The sequence below is a fragment of the Acinetobacter sp. YH12116 genome (assembly GCF_013418895.1).
Lineage (GTDB): Bacteria > Pseudomonadota > Gammaproteobacteria > Pseudomonadales > Moraxellaceae > Acinetobacter > Acinetobacter indicus.
Genome location: NZ_VPBE01000024.1, coordinates 1 through 20,589 on the forward strand (window position 1 = coordinate 1; position 20,589 = coordinate 20,589).

Annotated in this window: 18 protein-coding genes and 3 pseudogenes; 12 read left to right on the forward strand and 9 right to left on the reverse strand. The window is 37.7% G+C overall.

The window, feature by feature from the left end; translation table 11 throughout:
• Positions 1-681 precede the first annotated feature (681 nt).
• The gene (locus tag FTU54_RS12225) at positions 682-1,296 is read left to right on the forward strand and encodes a thiol:disulfide interchange protein DsbA/DsbL (protein WP_045796002.1); all 615 of its coding nucleotides are present in this window, start codon (positions 682-684) and stop codon (positions 1,294-1,296) included.
• A 419-nt stretch (positions 1,297-1,715) separates the two neighbouring features.
• Positions 1,716-1,922: pseudogene (locus tag FTU54_RS12230) on the forward strand (IS1 family transposase); the annotation flags it as partial.
• Between the two features lie 65 nt (positions 1,923-1,987).
• On the opposite strand, the gene FTU54_RS12235 reads toward FTU54_RS12230, so the two are convergent.
• The 3 genes from FTU54_RS12235 to FTU54_RS12245 form a co-directional block, all read right to left on the reverse strand.
• Positions 1,988-2,182 carry a heavy-metal-associated domain-containing protein gene (locus tag FTU54_RS12235; RefSeq protein ID WP_004733233.1) on the reverse strand — a complete coding sequence of 65 codons (195 nt, stop codon included), beginning with the start codon at positions 2,180-2,182 and terminating at the stop codon, positions 1,988-1,990.
• A 469-nt stretch (positions 2,183-2,651) separates the two neighbouring features.
• A complete protein-coding gene (locus tag FTU54_RS12240) occupies positions 2,652-3,533 on the reverse strand; it encodes a CopD family protein (protein ID WP_045796003.1) in 882 nt (293 codons plus the stop codon).
• A gap of 64 nt (positions 3,534-3,597) precedes the next feature.
• Positions 3,598-3,978 (reverse strand): copper resistance protein CopC, encoded by a 381-nt coding sequence (locus FTU54_RS12245; protein WP_004681441.1) that lies wholly within the window; start codon positions 3,976-3,978, stop codon positions 3,598-3,600.
• A 351-nt stretch (positions 3,979-4,329) separates the two neighbouring features.
• Between FTU54_RS12245 and FTU54_RS12250 the strand changes: the two genes are divergently transcribed.
• The 6 genes and pseudogenes from FTU54_RS12250 to FTU54_RS12275 all read left to right on the forward strand — a co-directional run bounded on the left by FTU54_RS12250 (position 4,330) and on the right by FTU54_RS12275 (position 10,343).
• On the forward strand, positions 4,330-4,572 hold the full coding sequence (locus FTU54_RS12250) for a DUF2789 family protein (protein ID WP_004281876.1): 243 nt from the start codon (positions 4,330-4,332) through the stop codon (positions 4,570-4,572).
• Positions 4,573-5,297: 725 nt separating this feature from the next.
• The gene (locus tag FTU54_RS12255; protein ID WP_045796004.1) at positions 5,298-5,729 is read left to right on the forward strand and encodes a hypothetical protein; all 432 of its coding nucleotides are present in this window, start codon (positions 5,298-5,300) and stop codon (positions 5,727-5,729) included.
• Positions 5,730-5,757: 28 nt separating this feature from the next.
• Entirely contained in the window at positions 5,758-6,030 is a 273-nt protein-coding gene (locus FTU54_RS12260) for a DUF2933 domain-containing protein (protein WP_045796005.1), read from the forward strand.
• The gene (locus FTU54_RS12265; protein WP_004663997.1) at positions 6,027-6,677 is read left to right on the forward strand and encodes an isoprenylcysteine carboxylmethyltransferase family protein; all 651 of its coding nucleotides are present in this window, start codon (positions 6,027-6,029) and stop codon (positions 6,675-6,677) included. The genes FTU54_RS12260 and FTU54_RS12265 overlap by 4 nt, the downstream gene beginning before the upstream one ends.
• Positions 6,678-6,688: 11 nt before the next feature.
• Positions 6,689-9,064: a heavy metal translocating P-type ATPase gene (locus FTU54_RS12270; protein WP_180074802.1), complete on the forward strand. Its 2,376-nt coding sequence runs from the start codon at positions 6,689-6,691 to the stop codon at positions 9,062-9,064.
• Positions 9,061-10,343, forward strand: a pseudogene (locus FTU54_RS12275) (MgtC/SapB family protein). The gene FTU54_RS12270 and the pseudogene FTU54_RS12275 overlap by 4 nt, the downstream one beginning before the upstream one ends.
• A 38-nt stretch (positions 10,344-10,381) precedes the next feature.
• On the opposite strand, the gene FTU54_RS12280 reads toward FTU54_RS12275, so the two are convergent.
• Both FTU54_RS12280 and FTU54_RS12285 read right to left on the reverse strand, forming a co-directional pair.
• Positions 10,382-11,782 (reverse strand): heavy metal sensor histidine kinase, encoded by a 1,401-nt coding sequence (locus FTU54_RS12280; RefSeq protein ID WP_004763973.1) that lies wholly within the window; start codon positions 11,780-11,782, stop codon positions 10,382-10,384.
• Positions 11,775-12,455, reverse strand: a complete 681-nt coding sequence (locus FTU54_RS12285; protein ID WP_004679347.1) for a heavy metal response regulator transcription factor — start codon at positions 12,453-12,455, stop codon at positions 11,775-11,777. The genes FTU54_RS12280 and FTU54_RS12285 overlap by 8 nt, the downstream gene beginning before the upstream one ends.
• A gap of 147 nt (positions 12,456-12,602) precedes the next feature.
• Between FTU54_RS12285 and FTU54_RS12290 the strand changes: the two genes are divergently transcribed.
• The 4 genes from FTU54_RS12290 to FTU54_RS12305 all read left to right on the forward strand — a co-directional run bounded on the left by FTU54_RS12290 (position 12,603) and on the right by FTU54_RS12305 (position 16,021).
• On the forward strand, positions 12,603-12,899 hold the full coding sequence (locus tag FTU54_RS12290; protein ID WP_005006338.1) for a hypothetical protein: 297 nt from the start codon (positions 12,603-12,605) through the stop codon (positions 12,897-12,899).
• An 89-nt stretch (positions 12,900-12,988) separates the two neighbouring features.
• Positions 12,989-14,845: a copper resistance system multicopper oxidase gene (locus FTU54_RS12295; protein WP_180074803.1), complete on the forward strand. Its 1,857-nt coding sequence runs from the start codon at positions 12,989-12,991 to the stop codon at positions 14,843-14,845.
• On the forward strand, positions 14,832-15,752 hold the full coding sequence (locus tag FTU54_RS12300) for a copper resistance protein B (protein WP_104988042.1): 921 nt from the start codon (positions 14,832-14,834) through the stop codon (positions 15,750-15,752). Before FTU54_RS12295 ends, FTU54_RS12300 begins: the two co-directional genes overlap by 14 nt.
• A 23-nt stretch (positions 15,753-15,775) precedes the next feature.
• A complete protein-coding gene (locus FTU54_RS12305; RefSeq protein WP_180074801.1) occupies positions 15,776-16,021 on the forward strand; it encodes a hypothetical protein in 246 nt (81 codons plus the stop codon).
• Between the two features lie 9 nt (positions 16,022-16,030).
• Here FTU54_RS12305 and FTU54_RS12310 read toward each other — a convergent pair.
• From FTU54_RS12310 to FTU54_RS12325, 4 genes and pseudogenes are all read right to left on the reverse strand, one after another.
• Positions 16,031-17,104 (reverse strand): annotated as a pseudogene (locus FTU54_RS12310) (IS3-like element ISAca1 family transposase).
• Between the two features lie 328 nt (positions 17,105-17,432).
• Positions 17,433-18,026, reverse strand: a complete 594-nt coding sequence (gene ssb / locus FTU54_RS12315) for a single-stranded DNA-binding protein (protein ID WP_180074804.1) — start codon at positions 18,024-18,026, stop codon at positions 17,433-17,435.
• 68 nt (positions 18,027-18,094) lie between these two features.
• Positions 18,095-18,703 (reverse strand): hypothetical protein, encoded by a 609-nt coding sequence (locus FTU54_RS12320; RefSeq protein ID WP_180074805.1) that lies wholly within the window; start codon positions 18,701-18,703, stop codon positions 18,095-18,097.
• 66 nt (positions 18,704-18,769) lie between these two features.
• Positions 18,770-20,587: a site-specific integrase gene (locus FTU54_RS12325; protein ID WP_257223819.1), complete on the reverse strand. Its 1,818-nt coding sequence runs from the start codon at positions 20,585-20,587 to the stop codon at positions 18,770-18,772.
• Between the last annotated feature and the right edge of the window lie 2 nt (positions 20,588-20,589).

Genomic DNA, 20,589 nt, shown 5'->3' on the forward strand with positions numbered 1-20,589 from the left:
AAGCATCGTCATTTTATTATGGTCAGCCTCAGGGTGAAGTGTGTCTAATCAACAGGGTTTTCGGTCTCTAAGTACTTTTTAAAGGGAACATCATCGACTCAAATCTCTATTTGCAACAGTGCCATAATAAGTGCAGAAAGCAAAGAGTTACTAATTTTATACAATATAAGTTTCTGATTTATAATTAATTAACTCGATTGCAATCTAGCTTTTTCAGCAACGATTTATCTTTTTTAAAATAGTATTAATTTATTTTTTTGAGAACAAACCTTAACAAAATTACAAGTTTGTAATTTTGTTGTCATTCTGATGTATATATTTACTCATTATTATAAGTAAAGATTTTTTTGCTCAGTTCTATGTTGTAAATTCCAGCAATTATCATAGCCACGCGGCTGTTACTGAAGAGAATAGTAAGAAGTTAATATTTGCTGTAGGTTTGACCACTACTTTTTAATCGTAGAAATTATAACCGTTTTTATTACTCAAAGTTTAACTTTTGTGATTGTCTAAAAACACATAGCGGTCGAATGGCCATATTAACTGACTTAAAATCAGTCGCATACTTTAATGTAGCGGTTCTGATAGCACAAAAGTTCGCAGCATGAAAACGGAACCGGCATAATTGATTTATAGTGAACCCATACACTAAGCATAATGATTTAGAGGACGATAATCCCAATGAAAAAATTCCTTTTAGGAGCTGTTGCCGCATCTGTTTTGGCCTTTTCAGGTAGTGCTATGGCCAATTTTGTGGCAGGTCAGGACTATCAGGTGGTCGCAAAACCAGTCAAAGTCGAAAAACCGGGCAAAATTGAGGTACGTGAATTCTTCTGGTATGGCTGTGGTCACTGTTTCGCGCTTGAACCACATATGCAGGGCTGGTTGAAAAAATTACCAAAAGATGTACGTTTTGTACGTACACCTGCTGCAATGAACCCGCTTTGGGAACAGGCTGCACGTGCTTATTATGTTTCAGAAGCCCTGGGTGTGCGTCAAAAAGCACATTTACAATTATTCCATGATATTCATGATAAGCAGCGTCCAATTTTAGAACAGGCGCAATTGGCCAAGTTCTATACCCGCTATGGTATTCCTGAAGCGAAATTTAACAGCACTTATAAATCTTTCCCGATCACTTCGAAAATTGCCCAAGCCAAAAATCTGGCTGCTCAGTATCAGTTAAGTGGTGTTCCGGCAGTGACCGTGAATGGTAAATATATTGTGCAGGGCAATGATGCCAAAGTAATTCAGGTGGTGAATTACCTGATTGAAAAAGAGCGTAAAGCCAAATAAGACGCGATTGATTATCTCTAAAAAAAACCTGCATCGAATCTGCAGGTTTTTTTATTTAAACTGGAGGAATGGTTATTTACGTCCTGACTGCCGGATCTGGTGTTTCTATCGGCGGGCGATACCAGTGTAAAATTCCTCGGAATAAGAGCTGCATCTGCAACACGCTTTGCGCTTTAAAGTCATGGGATTGAATATGAATCGTGGATTGTATCTTTACCAGTTCATACCTGATATCTTCATTCAGAAAATGAATTTTCCTTTCTATTTCAACACGCAGAATTGCCGAGGCGCCCCGACGCTCTAAAACAAACAAAGGTGGTGTTTCAAAAAGTATGCTGAAAAAAACAATATGGCTTTTGATAAAATAGAGGTATGAAAATAACGCTACAAATCAAATGTCCTACCTGTCTAAGTAACAATATTGGGATAGTTTTATCACAGCATTTCAATGTTGCAAGCAAGTGATCGGTAAGTTTTTTACCGTCGGTATTGAAGGTAACAATTGTAGAATTCGTCATCGAATCAGGCGTGGATTTAGGAGAAGTTGCAACTTTTCTAAAAAGCTCGAAAATCATTTTAAAGCCTTTGATTTGACTTTCTTTTACCTTAATAACGGATTTGTTTAACGCTAGCATACTTTTTGAAACACCACCAAAGTGGTAAGGAATTCCCACTGTTACTCTAACAGAGATTAAGCAGGATCAGCTGTAAATCCACGCTCACTGAGAGTTGCAATGACTTTATCCTGACTCACTGTTGTGTTGATTTCAACGATACGGTTTTGTAAATCAATATCGAGTGAGGCATTCGAGTCGAGCTCTTTAATTGCGGTAGTAATGCCGCGTGCACAACCACCACAAGTCATATTAGCGATGTGAAATTTCATATGTTGCTCCTTTTTAACAAAACATTTGTTTAAAACATTAGAACAGTAACTCTAAACTTTCACCATACAACCAGCCTTTTTCTGAATCAGTTACTCGCTGTAACTTGGTCTGTTTACAACCTTACAGTTTTCTTCAGAGTATTCCAAAGAAGAGTGTTCTAATGACTACAGTAAAAGTACTTAACCAACATTAATGTGACTTTAAAATGACATTTTTGTCATCTACGATCACTCTGAAATTTATAAGATTAGTTATTTCAATCAATGGTAGTGAACTGAATAGATGAGACCGTTATGGGTTGAAGATAAGCTAAAAACCGGTGACTACCTTTATGTATAATGCCTCATGATGCGATTTTACTGTTCTGATTGTCGTAAGTTGACAGTCCAGTAGAAACTTTATTGCTCAGCTACAAAAGATAAATGCAGTAATGTTAAATTTCCTCAATTCCCTTATTTTGAAATTCTCTTATTCAATACCCACGACAGTGGTTATATAGCCTGTTGTTAATAGAATTGATAGACCTAATAACATCTCAAATAAAATGGCATGACTAAGGTGTTTAGCAAATTTAGGATGTTGAAGATGCGGGGTGAAATACCATTTGTTGAAGGCAGCTAAAAGTAGAATACTTATAACAAAAAACATTTTAACCATGAAACCATAGCCATATGCAGTATTGATTAAGGTATTAAAATCTTTAATTAAAAGAAGAGCTACACTAGCGCCACAGGCGATTAATATCCCAACAATGAAAGCAGCAATACGTCCAAATACATGCATGCGATCTTTTAAAGGTAAACCACTTATTTCCCGGCTGGTTTTCCATAACGGATATAAAGACCCCATCCATAACGACATAACTAGAATATGGATTGATAATAAAATTTGAGCAAGTAAGGTTAAATTAGCGACATGTCCGAGCTGGGAAAAACTAAAAATAATCGGGAGAAGTAAAACACAAAATATTGAACTTTCAATTATAGAAAAATGACCTTTGTTCCTGTTAAGTTTAACCACCATGAGAAGAAGTAAAAGAGCAAAACTAATAGAACGAAGAACGTATATATACCCCGTCGGAGTATTAACCAATATATTAATATACGTGGGGTCCACCATACCTGTAATACCAGTATTGGCAAAACTACCAATCAGAATAAAAAATCCCAAGGTACTGGAAATTAGGCCTAATCCAGCGCCAATTGTAATATATTTAAGAATCGATTCTTTTAGTTCAAGATATTGTCTAAGTAAAAAATAGCAAAAGGCTCCACCAACGACAAAAGCTACACTTAAATATAAAATAACCTTAGTTAACCAAGTGGCCCACATCCAATATTCAGAAATCATTATTTTTGTCCATTCTAGAACAACATGCCAGCACCTCACTGACATGTTGAAAGGTAATCAATTCTTATTTAGTTGATTTGATAGTGAAACTATATTCACCATTCATGTTGTGACCATCTTTCCCCATTGTTGTCCAGACAACGGTATATTTACCTTTTTTCAGTTTCGGAAGAGCGACATCAAAGGATTTCTTTAAGTCATGAGTAACTTTATATTTTAAAGGAACATCTCTTCGCTGAGCATCCAGTAACTTAATATTCATCAACATAACCTCTGCACCAAAGTTAAGGGTCAAGTTCTTTGGTTGACTAAGGATAGATGCATTTTCCGCAGGAATCGCACTCACTAAACTCACATGAGCGAACGTAGTTGTAGTAGCCACAATCATTGTTGCAGCTACTACAACATTACGTAGAGCAGTCATTTTATTTTGAAATAATTTCATTTACGTTTCCTCTTGATTCGTTAGTTCATTAGAGATGACTTTATAAAATCTATATTTAATGAGACCACATCATCTCCTCTTATATTTCAATTATTAGTGAGAGACAGAAACAGAGCGATGACTTCAAAATTACATTTTTGTCATTTTTAAAATTTAAAATCTTTAACTATTAAAATAATCTTATTGAAAAATAATGATCATTTAACAAACAAATTATGCAGGTGGTTGATTTATGAAATGTAGTAATCATTTTGTCTAAGAAAATAGTAGCTATTTAATTTTTTATATTTTAGTTTAAATATAAACATGTTATGTTTAATTTGATCTAATATAAATTTGTGGGCTAAGCACATGACTCAAACACGTCCAAGAATGACCAAATTATTTGAACAGCTTGGTTTAGCTTCTACTGAAGAAGCAATTGCAAAATTCATAGAGAGCCATCAGCTAGCTGGAGATGTTTTTTTAACACAAGCAATTTTTTGGACTGATGCTCAACGTCATTTTTTAGAAGAAAAACTACACTCTGATGGTGAATGGACGACAGTGATTGATCAATTAAATGAGTCTTTACATGAAAATTCAGTAAAATAATTTTCCGTTAGTATTAAGGATCTACATTCTTCCCTGCATTGAATACAACTCATTCATACAGTAGTACTGTTTTGGAGATGGAATCTCTATTATATAAGTAGTAGATTCCTTACTCTGAAATTTGGATTATAAACCCTAATATTAAAAATAATCTTCTTTACCTTCTATCGGCTTTGTTGCATAAATATGTAAGCATCTGATTTAAATAAATTTAATTTTGGATCAAAAAATAATCAAAACTTCTAAAATCATATAGTTATGAAATCTTTGTGCAACAAAGCCCCTTCTATCTAATAAATATACCAATAAGTTTAATAATTAAATTATCCACCCTTTTTTCTATAAAAAACTATTTTGATCAACTGTATTTTTTCTTTAAAGGAATAAGAGTGTAAATTACATTAAGAATGTGTCTCTAACTAGCCTTGGAGTCATCTAATCATTTCATTTTTATTTTTTTAAGCACATAAAATCATAACAACTTTAATAGTTTTAAAAGATTAATATTAAATAAAATTTTTGTCATCTCAGCATAGACTATATATTTCGAGAAGATCTCAAAATTACATTTTTGTCATTTTTAAAAATAATTAATTAATAGTGCTAAAATTTTTAAGAGAGACAGAGAATAACCAAAAATTTCATCAGTTTAGTAGTCAAATTCCTAGACTCTGTTCAGTACTAAAACATAGCTTTTACTTCCAAATTATTTAAAGGAAAAAATTATGATGAAATTCAAAAACATTTTTTTGGGCTTATGTATCGCAGCCGCGTCATTGAATACATTTGCACAGCAATCCGATGAACACAAAGATCACCACCCTGAAAAAACAGCACCATCTGCAGTAACAATTAAGCAAACAGTTACCAGCACCACTGCTACAGATAAAATGGCTGCAATGGACCAGCACATGAAAGCAATGCAAGCCATGCATGCAAAGATGATGGCTGCAAAAAACCCTCAAGAACGTCAAAAACTTATGGCTGAGCACATGAAACTCATGCAAGGAGGTATGAGCATGATGAAACAGATGAGCGGCCAAAGCATGCATGCAAATATGGCTGACCGTCAGCAAATGATGGAAAAACGTATGGACATGATGCAATCCATGATGCAGATGATGATGGACTGTATGCCTCCCTCCACAACTAAATAATTACCCATGAATTAGAGAGGGAAGCACCATGAACCATCAACCTCAAGAACATAATTCAGTACCTAACTTTTGGTCTACACGTTATGCCATCGGCCTATTCGTGATTGGTGGTGTGGCAGCCTATTTTCTCTTAACCGAGCATTTGGCCCATGTCGTTGGTGTTTTACCCTTTTTACTCCTTTTAGCATGCCCACTCATGCATATTTTTATGCATGGTGGTCATGGACATCACCATCATCAACAGAAAAATCCAGACACATCAGATAATAAAAAATCAAGCGAACCAGGAGACCCCTCATGAATCATGCGGAATCGGCTTATGGTTTATGGACGCTGGTTATCATTAACTCAGCAGTTTTTATCATGTTCGCTTTCAGTTTTTTTAGACCTTCCACTGCGCGCGATTGGCGTACATTTGGGGCCTTTTCGGCTTTTATCATTGCTCTATTTGTCGAAATGTATGGTTTTCCTTTAACCATTTACCTGTTATCTGGTTGGCTTCAAACTCGCTTCCCTCAACTTGACTTACTTTCTCATAATGCAGGTCACTTGTGGTCAACGCTATTAGGTGAAAAAGGTGATCCACATTTTGGCATTTTGCATATCGCCAGTTACGTTTTCTTGGGCTATGGATTTTACCTGTTATCAACGTCATGGCACGTGCTGTACAACGCGCAACGTCAGCATTCTTTAGCGATCACAGGCCCTTATGCACGTATACGTCACCCACAATACGTGGCTTTTGTGATGATCTTGCTGGGTTTTTTATTGCAATGGCCAACTTTACTGACACTGATTATGTTTCCAATCCTACTCTTAATGTACAGCCGCTTGGCAATTAAGGAAGAGGCTGAAATGAGTAAACAGTTTGGCGCTGTCTATGACAGCTATGCTCAACAGACTCCGAGATTTATTCCAAAATTCGGCCATAAAACCACTTTTCCATAAGAGAATTATTTATGTCAGATCAAAAAAATCATAACCAGGACCATATGGCACAGGCTACAACAGACGTACTGAAAGACCCAGTCTGTGGTATGACCGTCACTGAAGAATCGAAATACCATGAGGAATTTAAGGGGAAAACTTACTTTTTTTGCAGTGATAAATGTCAATCAAAGTTTCATAGCAGCCCGGTGCAATATATCGCTAAACCCGCAACGACGACTGCCGATGCACATACACAGCATCATCAGACTGTTCAACACGTTAATGCGGCAAGCACAACAGGTACGACCATCTATACATGCCCAATGCATCCAGAAATCAGGCAAGATCATCCTGGAAACTGTCCTAAATGCGGAATGACACTGGAGCCACTCATTCCTGAATTAGAGGAAGATGAGAATCCGGAGTTACGTGATTTCCGCCGACGCTTCTGGTGGACACTGCCATTGACCATCATCGTGACTTTTTTGGCGATGTTTGGTCATCAAATGAACCTGTTCAATATGGCTGTTCAGAGCTGGATTGAACTGGTGTTGTCACTCCCAATTGTACTTTGGGCAGGTTGGCCATTTTTTTCCCGGGGTTGGCAATCGGTTGTGAATCGCAACCCGAACATGTGGACGCTGATTGGTTTGGGCACTGGAGCTGCATTTATTTATAGTGTGGTCGCAACCATTGCACCGCAAATCTTCCCAGACTCATTTATTTCCATGGGTCGTGTCGCTGTTTACTTTGAAGCTTCAGCGGTCATCATTTCATTGACCCTACTGGGACAAATATTGGAGTTAAAAGCACGTTCGCAAACTTCTGCTGCAATTAAGTCACTCCTTGGGCTCGCTCCTAAAACAGCTCGCCGAATCCTGCCTGATGGAACTGAAGAAGATGTTCCTCTAACGCATGTCCATGTAGGAGATTTACTCAGAATTCGCCCAGGTGAAAAAGTGCCTGTGGATGGTGTAATCACTGAAGGAAGTAGTTCAGTGGATGAATCGATGCTGACAGGTGAACCTTTACCTATCACTAAACGTATCGGCGATAAAGTCATTGGAGCTACCCTGAATACCAATGGTTCATTGATCATGCGTTCAGAGAAAATTGGTTCAAGTACCATGTTATCCCAGATCGTACAGATGGTGGCGCAAGCTCAACGATCGAGAGCACCAATGCAACGTATGGCTGATCAGGTAGCAGGTTGGTTCGTCATTGCTGTAGTGATCATTGCCTTGCTTACCTTCTTTGGATGGGGACTATTCGGCCCAGAAGAATCAAGCTGGGTTTATGCATTAATCAATGCTGTGGCAGTACTCATTATTGCCTGTCCTTGTGCACTAGGCTTGGCAACTCCAATGTCTATCATGGTTGCGACGGGTCAAGGTGCTACTCATGGTGTGCTGTTCCGTGATGCAGCAGCCATTGAGAATCTACGCAAGATTGACACACTAATCATCGATAAAACAGGTACGTTAACTGAAGGACGCCCTGTATTCGATCGTGTAGTTGCCGCATCAGGTTTTGACGAATCTGAAGTATTACGTTTAGCCGCCAGTCTTGATCAAGGCAGTGAACACCCGCTAGCCGAAGCGATTGTAAACGCAGCACACGAACGTGGCCTGTCTCTTGAAACACCAGATAATTTTGAATCGGGCTCAGGGATTGGTGTTCGAGGTCAAGTGGGCGATCGTCAGTTAGCTTTGGGCAACACAGCACTGATGGAGCAATTGGGTATCTCGGTACAATCTCTGATTCCGCAAGCCGAAGAGCTGCGTTCGGAAGGTGCAAGTGTGATGCATCTAGCCATCAATGGTGAATTGGCCGGTCTGCTTGCAGTATCCGATCCCATCAAAAAAAGTACCCCAGAAGCACTTGCCACCCTGAAGGAAGCGGGTCTACGTATCGTGATGGCAACAGGAGATGGTCTCACCACTGCCCGTTCAGTCGCAGCACGTCTAGGCATTGATGAGGTACATGGTGAAGTTAAACCCGCAGATAAACTAGAACTGGTCAGCAAATTGCAGAAGGAAGGTCGCATCGTGGCAATGGCCGGCGATGGAATCAATGATGCACCAGCACTAGCCAAGGCTGATGTCGGTATCGCTATGGGGACCGGAACTGATGTCGCAATGAATAGTGCTCAAGTTACCTTGGTCAAGGGAGATTTACGCGGTATCGCGGTTGCCCGTTCACTTTCGGAAGCTACTGTTGGCAACATGAAACAGAACCTCATGTTTGCTTTCCTTTACAATGCTTTGGGTATCCCTATCGCGGCTGGCGTACTATATCCATTTACCGGTTGGTTGTTGTCACCGATGATTGCCGCCTTGGCTATGAGTTTGAGTTCAGCTTCAGTCATCACGAATGCCCTTCGCCTGCGAAATAAAAAGTTATGATAGAGAGTTCTTTTCTTCCACCAGATGTACCAGGTCTTATTGCAGCACTTGCCATCGGCCTGCTCATTGGTTTAGAACGAGGATGGCACGATCGTGAATTGCCCGAGGGCAGCCGAGTAGCAGGCCTACGTACCTTCACATTGACAGGATTGCTCGGAGGAGTGCTCGGTCATTTACAACCAAACTTCGGGCCTTGGCCGCTGGTCGCGGCCGTATTAGGGCTTTCCTTATTATTAACAGTGTCCTACGCGCGTACCGCAAAACTTTCCGGTAATCTAAGCGCTACCACGACGATCGCGATGCTGTTGACATTAGTTTTAGGTGCATATGCATCCCATGGTAATGTTACTTTAGCATTAACCGCGGCTGTAATCGTCGCTGTATTTTTGGATCTCAAGCCAACCTTACACGGTTGGCTACGCTTGATAGAGCATCGTGAATTAACCGCATCCCTGCAGTTGCTGGTACTTTCTGTCGTTATATTACCCTACTTACCCAATACGGGTCTGGGACCTTTTGCTGCATTAAATCCTTACCAGTTATGGTGGGCAGTGATCCTGATTGCCGGACTCTCTCTGGCAGGTCATTTTGCCATGCGGCTTACCGGTTCAGAAAGAGGCATATTCTGGACAGGTCTATTGGGTGGTTTGGCATCTTCTACAGCTGCAACTGTCGCACTGGCACGCTATACACGCCAGCACCCCGTCATGGTCAGTGCTGCTATTTCTGGAACATTGGCTGCCTGTGGCATCATGTTTTTTCGTATGGTTGTGCTGATAGGCGTCATTGAGCCAGCATTGCTAAGCACTTTTGGTGGTGCAATGATGATTGCGGGAATCCTTCTGCTGGGTATGGCATTGTGGAGACAACGCCAAATTACCAGCGCTGAAAACAACGATCGAACAATAGAAGCAATGGCTCCTTTTGATCTTGGGACAGCATTCAGCTTCGCTGCTTTCCTGGCTGTCATGGCAGTCTTGGTCCCGGCAGCAAAACAATGGTTGGGCACCAGCGGCATCTTCGTATTATCGACTATTTCTGGGCTAGCAGACGTAGATGCTATTTTAGTCTCACTTGCCCGCCTGCATAGTACTGAAGGCTTAACAACAAATGTGGCTGCTGTCGCGCTAGGGCTGGCCACACTGAGCAACATGTTAAGCAAAGCGACAATTGCATGGATGACAGGGGGGCACAGTTTGGCCGAGCTATCATATTTGGCTACACAATTGCCATGATAGGTGCTGGCGTAGCTCTGGCTCTCAGTTTGAGCTTTATGTAAGGTCAACTCGGGTAAATGGAAGATGTTCAAAAAATGAGTTAAAATGATTCCCCTTGCATGGATTCACTTTGAAAAACAATGGTAAAAATGATTCGACCATTGAGGGATTCAGCCTGGATGGTCGCCCCAAGCATATCAAGAATAGATTTTGTTATCGCGAGCCCTAAGCCGGTTCCTTCTTCTGTTCTTTGTCTAGATGCATCTGTTCGATAAAATCGATCAAATAACCTGGATAGTTGTTCAGGAGAGATTTCAGGGCCTTCATTTTCAATTGAAAATATTGTGTTATCTAAATTCTGTTGAAGTTTTATGCGTATTGTAGAATTCTTATTTCCATATTTAACTGCATTAGATAATAGATTGCTGAGTGCTCGACGTAACATAGCAGGATCACCTTTGACATTTCCAGATCCTGTTTGTTGAAGCGTCATATTTTTTTCGGCAGCTAGCGCATCATAGAAATCAAATAAGGCTGTAACTTCTTTAACCAGGTCAATATTCTGTAAGTTCTGTAATTTTAGGCCATGTTCTGCTTTTGCCAAGAAAAGCATATCGGATACCATTCGAGCCAAACGTTCTAATTCTTCTAAATTAGAAAATAGTACTTCTTGATAGGTACTGGTATCTCGTTTACGGGCAAGACATACTTGAGTTTGAGTCATTAAGTTATTAATCGGTGTTCTAATTTCATGCGCTAAATCAGATGAAAAATCGGAAAGCCTTTCTAAAGCTGATTCTAGTCTGTCGAGCATATCATTGAAGGCAATTGCTAATGATTTTAGTTCTGTTGGTGTGTGCTCAACTTCTAAACGTTCTGAAAGATGTTGGGCAGAAATGCCTTCTGCGACCTTAGCCATTTTTTGCACGGGTCTTAAACCTCTCCAGGTTGCAAACCAGCCTAAAAACATTAAACAAATCGTACCGGCTAAACCAATGTAAAAAAGTTGACGCTTAAAATCATTTAAAAAATGTAGATGTTCAGATGTATCGATCCCCACAATAATGCGTACAGATTGTATTTCAGTATTTTTGTTTATATCCGTGTTGTAGATCATGCCACGATAGGTCTTATTCTTAATTTTCCATTTAATCCAAGGGTTATTTGCTGACTTGATTAACTGTTGAGTATTAATGATTGAAGGTGTTGAACTAAATAAAATCTGACCTGCCGGTCGTTCTATTTGGACCATAAGATCATGGTGTCCAACTAAAGCATCTTTCAAATATAGATCAAGTTCTGGAGAATTTTTAGGATGCTGTTGGAGAAGATTCTGAATAAGCTGGATTTTACCTTCTAATTGGGTACGATCTTGCGTTTCAAAATGATGCATCACTAATTTATGGATGAAAAACCCCATCATAATGAGAATGCATATAGTCGATAATGAGAAAATAATACCAATACGAAAACTGATAGATTTGAATAATTTATTATTCATCTTCTACCTCTAATACATACCCCATTCCTCGAATATTCTGAATTAACTTAGGGGTAAAATTACTATCTACTTTATTTCTTAATCGTTTAATAGCGACTTCAACTACATTTGTATCACTATCAAAGTTCATATCCCAAATTTGAGATGCAATAAGTGCTCTTGGTAGAATTTCACCTCTTCTACGCATAAAAAGCTCCATAAGCGCAAATTCTTTAGCCGTCAGATCAATGCGTTGACCTGCTCGTGTTACCCGACGTTTTCTCAAATCAAGTTCTAAATCAGCAATCTTAATAATATTATTATCTTCTCTTTGTTGCCCTCGTCTAAGGAGCGTTTTTATTCGAGCTAGAAGCTCTGCAAAAGCAAAAGGCTTAACTAAATAATCATCAGCGCCTAGCTCTAATCCTTTTACTCGATCTTCGATTTGATCTCGGGCGGTAAGAAAAAGAATGGGCATTGTTTTACCGCTGCTACGAATATCATTGATAATATTCCAACCATTTAGTCCAGGTAACATCACGTCTAAAATAATTAAGTCATACTCTTCAGAAAGAGCTTGATGTTTACCCGTTAACCCATCTGTAACCCAGTCCGTAATATAGCCAGCTTCGGATAAACCTTGCTTGAGATAATCACCAGTTTTTTGTTCATCTTCAACTAATAGTATTCTCATCTCAGAATCCTAAGTTATTCATTAAAACTATAATAACGTTATAAAACATCTGATCGAGATAGATTACAAAAATGTCATTTTCAAGTCACTTAGATGTTCAGTGCTTCACTTTATTGTAGTAGCAAGAAATTAATTTTAGAGAAACTTATGAAAACTGTAGTGCGTCGTAGTCTAACAATTTTAATGTGTGCTGGAACTTTAATTGCTGGTACTCAATCTTGGGCAAAAGATGTATCAACCTCAAGTGCCACTAAAACGGTAAAAGCACAGGAACCTTGTACAAAACCTTGTAAAATGGAAAAAGATGACAAGACTCAGCAAGATCATAGTCAACATCAGTCTCCTAACTCATCTGACATGTCAAAAATGGATCATTCTATGATGAATATGGACCATTCTAAAATGGATCATTCAAAGATGAATATGCCTGGTAGCAATAAATAATTTTATAAATAGCGAGAAAGAAGTATTAAAGTTTATACTAAATATTTGCTTTATTACTTCAATCTTGACCTTTCTAAAGGTGAGATAGAATGTCAAAAAAGTTAAGTCATATACTCTTAATTGGAGTTGGTTTATTTTCATCAACTTGGGTAATGGCGGCAGTTAAAGAATATGATTTAACAATCGCTGAACAAACTGTAAATATCACAGGAAAACCAGTTGAGAGAATTACTGTAAATGGTAAATTCGTTGCACCACTTCTTGAATTTGAAGAAGGTGATGAGGCCGTTATCCGTGTTCACAATAAGTTAAAAAATCAGGACTCTTCAATCCATTGGCATGGCTTATTATTACCTGGAATTATGGATGGTGTACCTGGATTTAACAAATTTAATGGCATTGCCCCTAATAAAACTTATGAATATAAGTTTAAAGTCCGCCAAAATGGTACTTATTGGTATCATTCACATAGTAAAGGACAAGAACAAGACGGTTTATATGGTGCTTTTGTTATTTATCCTAAAGATAAAACTCCACTAACAGCTGCTGAAAAAACCGATAAAGATTACGTTGTTTTGCTTTCTGATTTTCATAATTCAACAAGTGATCAAATTATGAAAAATCTTAAAAAAGAAGCAGATTACTATCAGAACCGTCGCGAAACAGTATTCGATGTATTAAAACAAGTTAAACGTGATGGATTAAAGGCAACTTGGCAAGACCGCTCTATGTGGAATCGGATGCGGATGTTGAAAACAGATATGTCCGATGTGACTGGTTATACATTTTTAATGAATGGCAAAACACCTCAGCAAAACTGGACCGGTAACTTCAAAGCTGGTGAAAAAGTTCGCCTTCGTTTTATTAATGCTTCCGCTATGTCATTCTTTGATGTACGCATTCCAAACCTAAAAATGACTGTAGTCAGTGCTGATGGTCAACCTGTAAAGCCCGTTCCTGTAGATGAGTTCCGTATTGGTACTGCTGAAACCTATGATGTCATTGTGGAACCAAAACAAGCACATTACCAAATTGAAGCTGAATCTATTGATCGTACCGGTTTTTCAGTGGGAACATTACATGAAGAAAGCAGCCCAGCAGTCAAACAAATTGAGATGCCTAAATCTCGCCCTCGTGCTTTATTAACTATGGAAGATATGGGGATGAGCCATGACATGTCATCTATGAAAGGTATGGATCATGATATGTCTTCTATGAAAGGCATGAATCACGATATGTCTTCTATGAAAGGTATGGATCATGATATGTCTTCAATGAAAGATATGAATCATGATATGTCTTCTATGAAAGGCATGAATCACGATATGTCTTCTATGAAAGGTATGAATCATGATATGCCGATGAATAGCGCTACTGTTAAGGCGGCTTCAGACAAGAATGATAATACCGTATTTGGATGGGCAAATGCTTCAACACCTGAAGGTAATAAAGCATTGCAATATAGTGATTTGCAATCGTTAGATCCTCAAAAAGACACTCGTGCAGCTGAACGTGAAATAGAGATCCGTCTTGGTGGAAACATGGAGCGTTATATTTGGACAATAAATGGTAAAAAATTTAATGAAGCCGACCCACTAGTGGTGAAGTATGGTGAACGTATTCGCTTAAAATTTGTCAATGACAGTATGATGGCTCACCCAATGCACTTACATGGCATGTTTATGCAGCTTGAGAATGGTCAGGATCCAAGCAATATGCCAAACAAACATACGGTAATTGTTCCACCTGGGAAAACGATAACCACTCTACTCACAGCTGATGAGTTAGGTGAGTGGGCTATTCATTGTCACCTGCTTTACCATATGAGTGCAGGAATGATGAATAAACTCATTGTAGCCCAAGTAGACAAAGATAGTGTTTCAAAAAATATTGTTGCTCAGCCCCCAACAAATGAGAAGGGAGTAAATCCACATGCAAATCACTAAGAATTTCTTCTCAAAAACAGTCTTATCAATTGCATTAATAAGTATATCAAACTTAACTTTTGCTAATAGCAGCACTTCGGAACAAGAAAGTAATATTACAAATGGTATGAGAGTCTTATTACAGGAGTCTGGTGGCTTAAGATATAGCCCCCAAGAATTGTATCCAGAATATTATTCAATGGAAAATGCAAATGGGGGAGATAATATTATTCTGACCGCAAGAAAGAGATCAGCCCCATCTCATGATGATCATCTTAAAGAACATGGCGGACAAATTTATCAAGCAACAAAACTTGAAAATGCATGGATAGTTGATGAAGATGGTAAGGGTACACTAGGAACGAAGTTTGAAACTTTGATTGGGACAGATGAAAATCGTCTATTTATTGAAGCCAATTCGGAAAAGTCAGAAAGTAATGATCCAGAATATGCTGTATCAGCACTTTATAGCCGTAACGTAGCCCCATTTTGGGATGTACAAGCTGGGGTAAGATATAGTGAAGATAAAAATAACAGCAGCAGCGATCGAGTGGATGGGGTTATTGGTATATTAGGTCTAGCTCCTTATTTCTTTGAAACACAAGCATATCTTTATGGCGGTGAGAATAATTTTTGGGGAGCAAGTTTTGAATTAGAACGTGATTTGCTTTTAACTCAGAAACTTATTACTCAACCTTATATCGAAGCAGATGTAATATTTAGCGATGATTCTAACTATGCTGCAAAATCAGGTTTATCAGAACTAAAAACTGGTATCAAAACCCGATATGAGATTACTAAGCGAATTAAACCTTTCATTGATGTTGCTTACCAATATGAAAAAGGACAGAAAGCCACTTCTATGCAAGAGGCAACAGAGTCTGAAAAGGGATGGAAATATGGTGCAGGCATCGAATTAGTTTTTTAAAATAGTATGATTTGGATTCATGAATGGTAGCTTCGGCTACTATTCATGAATTATTACTATTTATTTTCGAATCTGTAAAACTAAAAAAGCTTAATTTTTGGTCTATTTTTATGCAGTGGTTAAAAACATGCTTAAAATTATCACTTATGAGAGTTTTTGATATGCCAACTAAAAAACCAACATCTGAGCGTGATATCGCTAAAGCAGCTGCTTATATATTGCAAGAAAGCTTTATTAAAGGTAATCCTCCCATAAATAACCGAAGTTAAAAGTAGAGGTTAAGCAGCCATGAGAGGTGGCTTTCCTTTGTTTGCTTGGTGTGGTCTTTCATAGTTGTAATGCCACAGCCAACTCGTTGCATAATCTTGTACTTCTTCCAGTGTGTCAAATAGATGCTTGCTTAGCCAGCTATAACGTATAGTCCGATTATAACGTTCAATATACGCATTCTGCTGTGGCTTACCTGGTTGAATATATTCAATACGAATACCTTGTTCAGTTGCCCAGCGTACAAATTCATGACTGATAAACTCCGGGCCATTGTCACACCGAATAACTAACGGCTTTTCTCGCCATTCCAGCAACTGATTCAACGTACGAATAACTCGGATTGTAGGTAATGAGAATCCTGCTTCAATCGCTAAACCTTCTCGACGGTAATCATCAATTACATTCAATAGCCGATACTTACGACCATCGATCAGCTGGTCATGCATAAAATCCAGTGACCAGACCTGATTTGCCCGGATCGGCTCTTTCAGTGGTTCTGGTGCATGTCGTTTCAGTCTTCTTCTTGGCTTAATACGCAGATTCAGTGCTAATTCACAGTAAATACGATAAACACGCTTGTGATTCCAAACATAATTTTCAACATGACGTAGATAAGAGAAACACAGACCAAAGCCCCAATCTGTATTTTCTTCAGTGAGTTCAATGAGCTGTTCTGCAATGAGTGCATTGTCATCACTCAGTTTAGCCTGATAACGGTAGCAGGTTTCACTGATACTAAATGCGCTGCAAGCCAAACGAATGCTAATGGCATAGTGGGCAACTGCCTGTTGTGCCATCTTACGTCGGCAAGATGGCCTCACCACTTTTTTGCCATCGCTTCCTGGATGATCTCTGCCTTTAATCGTTCTTCCGCATACATTTTTTTTAGTCTGGTATTTTCTGCTTCCAGCTCTTTCAGTCGAGCCATCAATGAGGTATCCATACCGCCATATTTGGCACGCCATTTATAAAACGTGGCATTACTCATGCCATGTTCACGACAAAGGGTGGCTACAGGTGTGCCAGACTCCGCCTGTTTTAAAATGGACATGATCTGGCTGAGTAAATTTAGATGTTTTCATGCAGAATCTCCTGCTCGTATCTTAAGAGAAAATTCTACTTTTAGATCCTTTTATTTTTAGGGGGGATTACCATCGTATATAAATTTGGATAAGTCATAGGAACGCCATCACTATTCAAAAGAACAGCAAATCTCTCTCCACTACTCATTACAAATCTTTTAACAGACATCATAATTAAATTTAACAAAATATCTAAGTATTAAATATCATAATATATTAAATAAAAAAATTTACAGAACTATTTCTAGTGTCTGTAAATTTCTTTTGTAACTAACTGCTAATAAAGAATAATTTTATAAACTTTACAAAACATGGTCTCTAGGGTGTACTAGAACGGCAGATCATCATCTAAATCAGCAGGGGGAGTTGTGGAGGTCATAGGTGCCGATTGTGGTGTTTTCGGCTGAAAACCACTTGGGTTATTGTTGGCATAGCCACCACCCTGATTTTGGTTAAAACCACCTTGATTTTGATTCGCATAACCTGTGGCTGGAGCTTGGTTCTGATTGCCATAACCGCCTTGGTTATTGTTAAAACGTGGTTGAGCAAAGCCACCATCTTGCTGGTCAGATTGTCCACGGTTAGCAGAGTCGAGCATTTGCATTTGATCGCCACGGATTTCAGTGGTGTAACGCTCTTGACCATTTTGGTCTGTCCACTGACGCGTACGCAATGAACCTTCAATATATACTTTAGAACCTTTGCGTAAAAATTGCTGAGCAATTTCACCTAAACGGTTATGCAATACAATACGATGCCATTCCGTTTGTTCCTTACGTTCACCAGTATTTTTATCTACCCATGAGTCGCTAGTAGCAATAGAAAATTGTGTTAGCGATCCGCCATTAGGAAAAGTTTTAGTCTCTGGATCTTTTCCTAATGAGCCAATCAAAATGACCTTATTAACAGAACCTCTAGCCATCATAACCTCTTGAATTCAATATATATTTAACTTAAAACCAACCAACAATAACTTACTATATAAGGTTATCAGCGATCCTTAAAACTTTCCGCAATGGAAATAATTTTAGAATATTCTATATCATTTTTCATTGTTTGAATTTGATCTTTCGCTTCCTTCAATCTTTCACTTCCATGATACTTAACCTCAAATTTTTTTATTATATGATTCAATTTCTTATATCCTCCAATTTTTTGATTTAACAAAGAAGTTACTATATACAAGTTTGTTTCAAGATTCTTTATACAATTTTCATCATTCTGATGAACTGTATTTTCTAAACTATCCTCTAATTCAGTAAATTGAGCCAATAATCGACTATTCTTTAGCTTGAGTTCTGTAATCTGTTTTGTTTTTTCTTCAATGATTTGCTTGGATGATTTTTTTTTCTCATTCTGTGGCTTGTTTGAAGCAATGTCTGCAATTTTTTTATCTAGCTCTTGTAGTAACTCAGCATGTATGTATGCTTTTGTCACACTATTTTTCGCATACAAAGTAGTCTGACCAACAGAAGAACCATCTTCAAATTTAGCATTGTTAATAATTTCTGCTTTGGTAATTTTCTTTCCACCAATATTTTGAAGTTGCTCAAATGACTCTCTTATAGCCCTTTCAAATTTATCTTTACTGTTTGCCACAAATGATCCTACTCAAGTTATCCAATTTAATATATCCAAGTTTAATCCTTAACACTTCCCATAAAACTATGAGGTAACTTTCGATTTCTCAGCCAACTGAATGGAATTTAACATCTTCTCTGCTTGAGAAATAAATATTTTAGAACTTTCAACAAGTTTTTTATTTTTACTAGAATCAATAACATCTTGATGTAATTTGATTCTTCTCTCCCAGTGAGCTTTACGAGAGTTATCAATAGCAAAATTAGGACACTTTAAACATAAAGAGTCTGTTCTCTTTATTGGATCTAAGCCTATACCATCAGTCCGACATAAAGCTTTGTCTAATCCTTTATTATTGATGAAACAGTATCCATCTGAATGAGCAACTACACGCATGTCATTGGTTTGAATAAATTCATCCACAAAATCAGCAATAGCTGTGGAGTCCAATAATTTTGATTTAGCTTGAATTAGTCTACTATACCTTTCAAGGGTTTCACTGATTTGTCCACTTAGTATAATTTTCCCTTGGAAAGCTCTATTTAATAGATCAAATGCTAAATCTTGCTCTGTCTCCCCCATAAACTGCCAAATGTCTTCATCATCCGTATATTTCTTTGTAAAAGCCGTACTATTATGTTTCAACATCAAGGATAATTCTTCCAAATCTCCTATCTCAAATCTCCAAGTCCACAACATTGCATATGCTCGTCTAAACATATGAGGTTTTAATTCTATTCTTTCAAATTTTGCTGATTCCGCAAAATGCCTTAAAATGACATATAGTCCATTTGTAGTAAGGTAAAAAGTTTTATCACCTTTTCCACTGTCTGAATGACCAAAAGGTAATTTTAGTAAGATTGTTTCATTTTTTGATTTTTCTCGATTATATGAAGCCAATTCTAAAATAACGCCAAGCGCGTCTTTAACTTCTTGAATAACAGCCCGTTCTGTTCGTTTTCCTGTTTGTGTTCCCGCAGTTTTTTTTTCTAACCCAATAAGAATATCAAGTTCAGTATTTAATAGCTCTAAAACATCAGCTTCTTTAGTAAGTGATAGTTCATGCTTTCGCTCAGCCAATAACATCAAAATGATTGTTACTGCCGCACCGTATAGAGCACGGACTTTACTTTGTAGTTCACTCGATTTAATACCTGTTAGCTTATAAAATTTCGCGTACATTGATCTATGATATATAGAACTATCTGAATGTATCTCCATATATTGTTTAAGTAAACTCAAAGTATATTCAGACTCTTTTACCAACTTAAGAGCATGATTTAATAAAGCAAAAATTTCTTGAGGATAAAGTGTAGGGGTATGTCCATTTTGAACTGAATAGGCTTTTGCTAACAAGTATATTTTTTTTGTTTTAAAAGGATTAAAGCTTAATGATTCTTTTAAATATTTCCTTAAAGAATAAATATGTGAAATCACTGTCAACTTCATTAGAACAGAGTTTTGCGTTAATCCTCTTAGCGATATATGTTCGCAAAATGAAATTATGTCATCCTGTTTTACTTCTGATAAATCAAAACAATTTCGCTCAAAACACAACCATTCGTAAAATTCTCGGATACTACGGCAACTTATAGCTAAAGTGCTAGTGGTGTTACATTTGCTTTCTGAAGCCTCCATTATCCAATATGCAAGTTCTTTTGCGGCATTCTTCCAATAATCCCATCTATGAAAAATACCCTTATAGTTTTCTAAAGTGTAAACATTCCAGCTAATTGTATATCTTGACTTATCATCAGTAATAATATGCGGTTTTAATTTCCAAACATCATCCTCATACTTATTTTTTAACCAAGCTATTTCATGATTTATAAGATTATCATGCTTTTCTCTATCATTATCTTGTTGCGCTGAAATGGCATACGACTTTAAATTTTCAATCATAT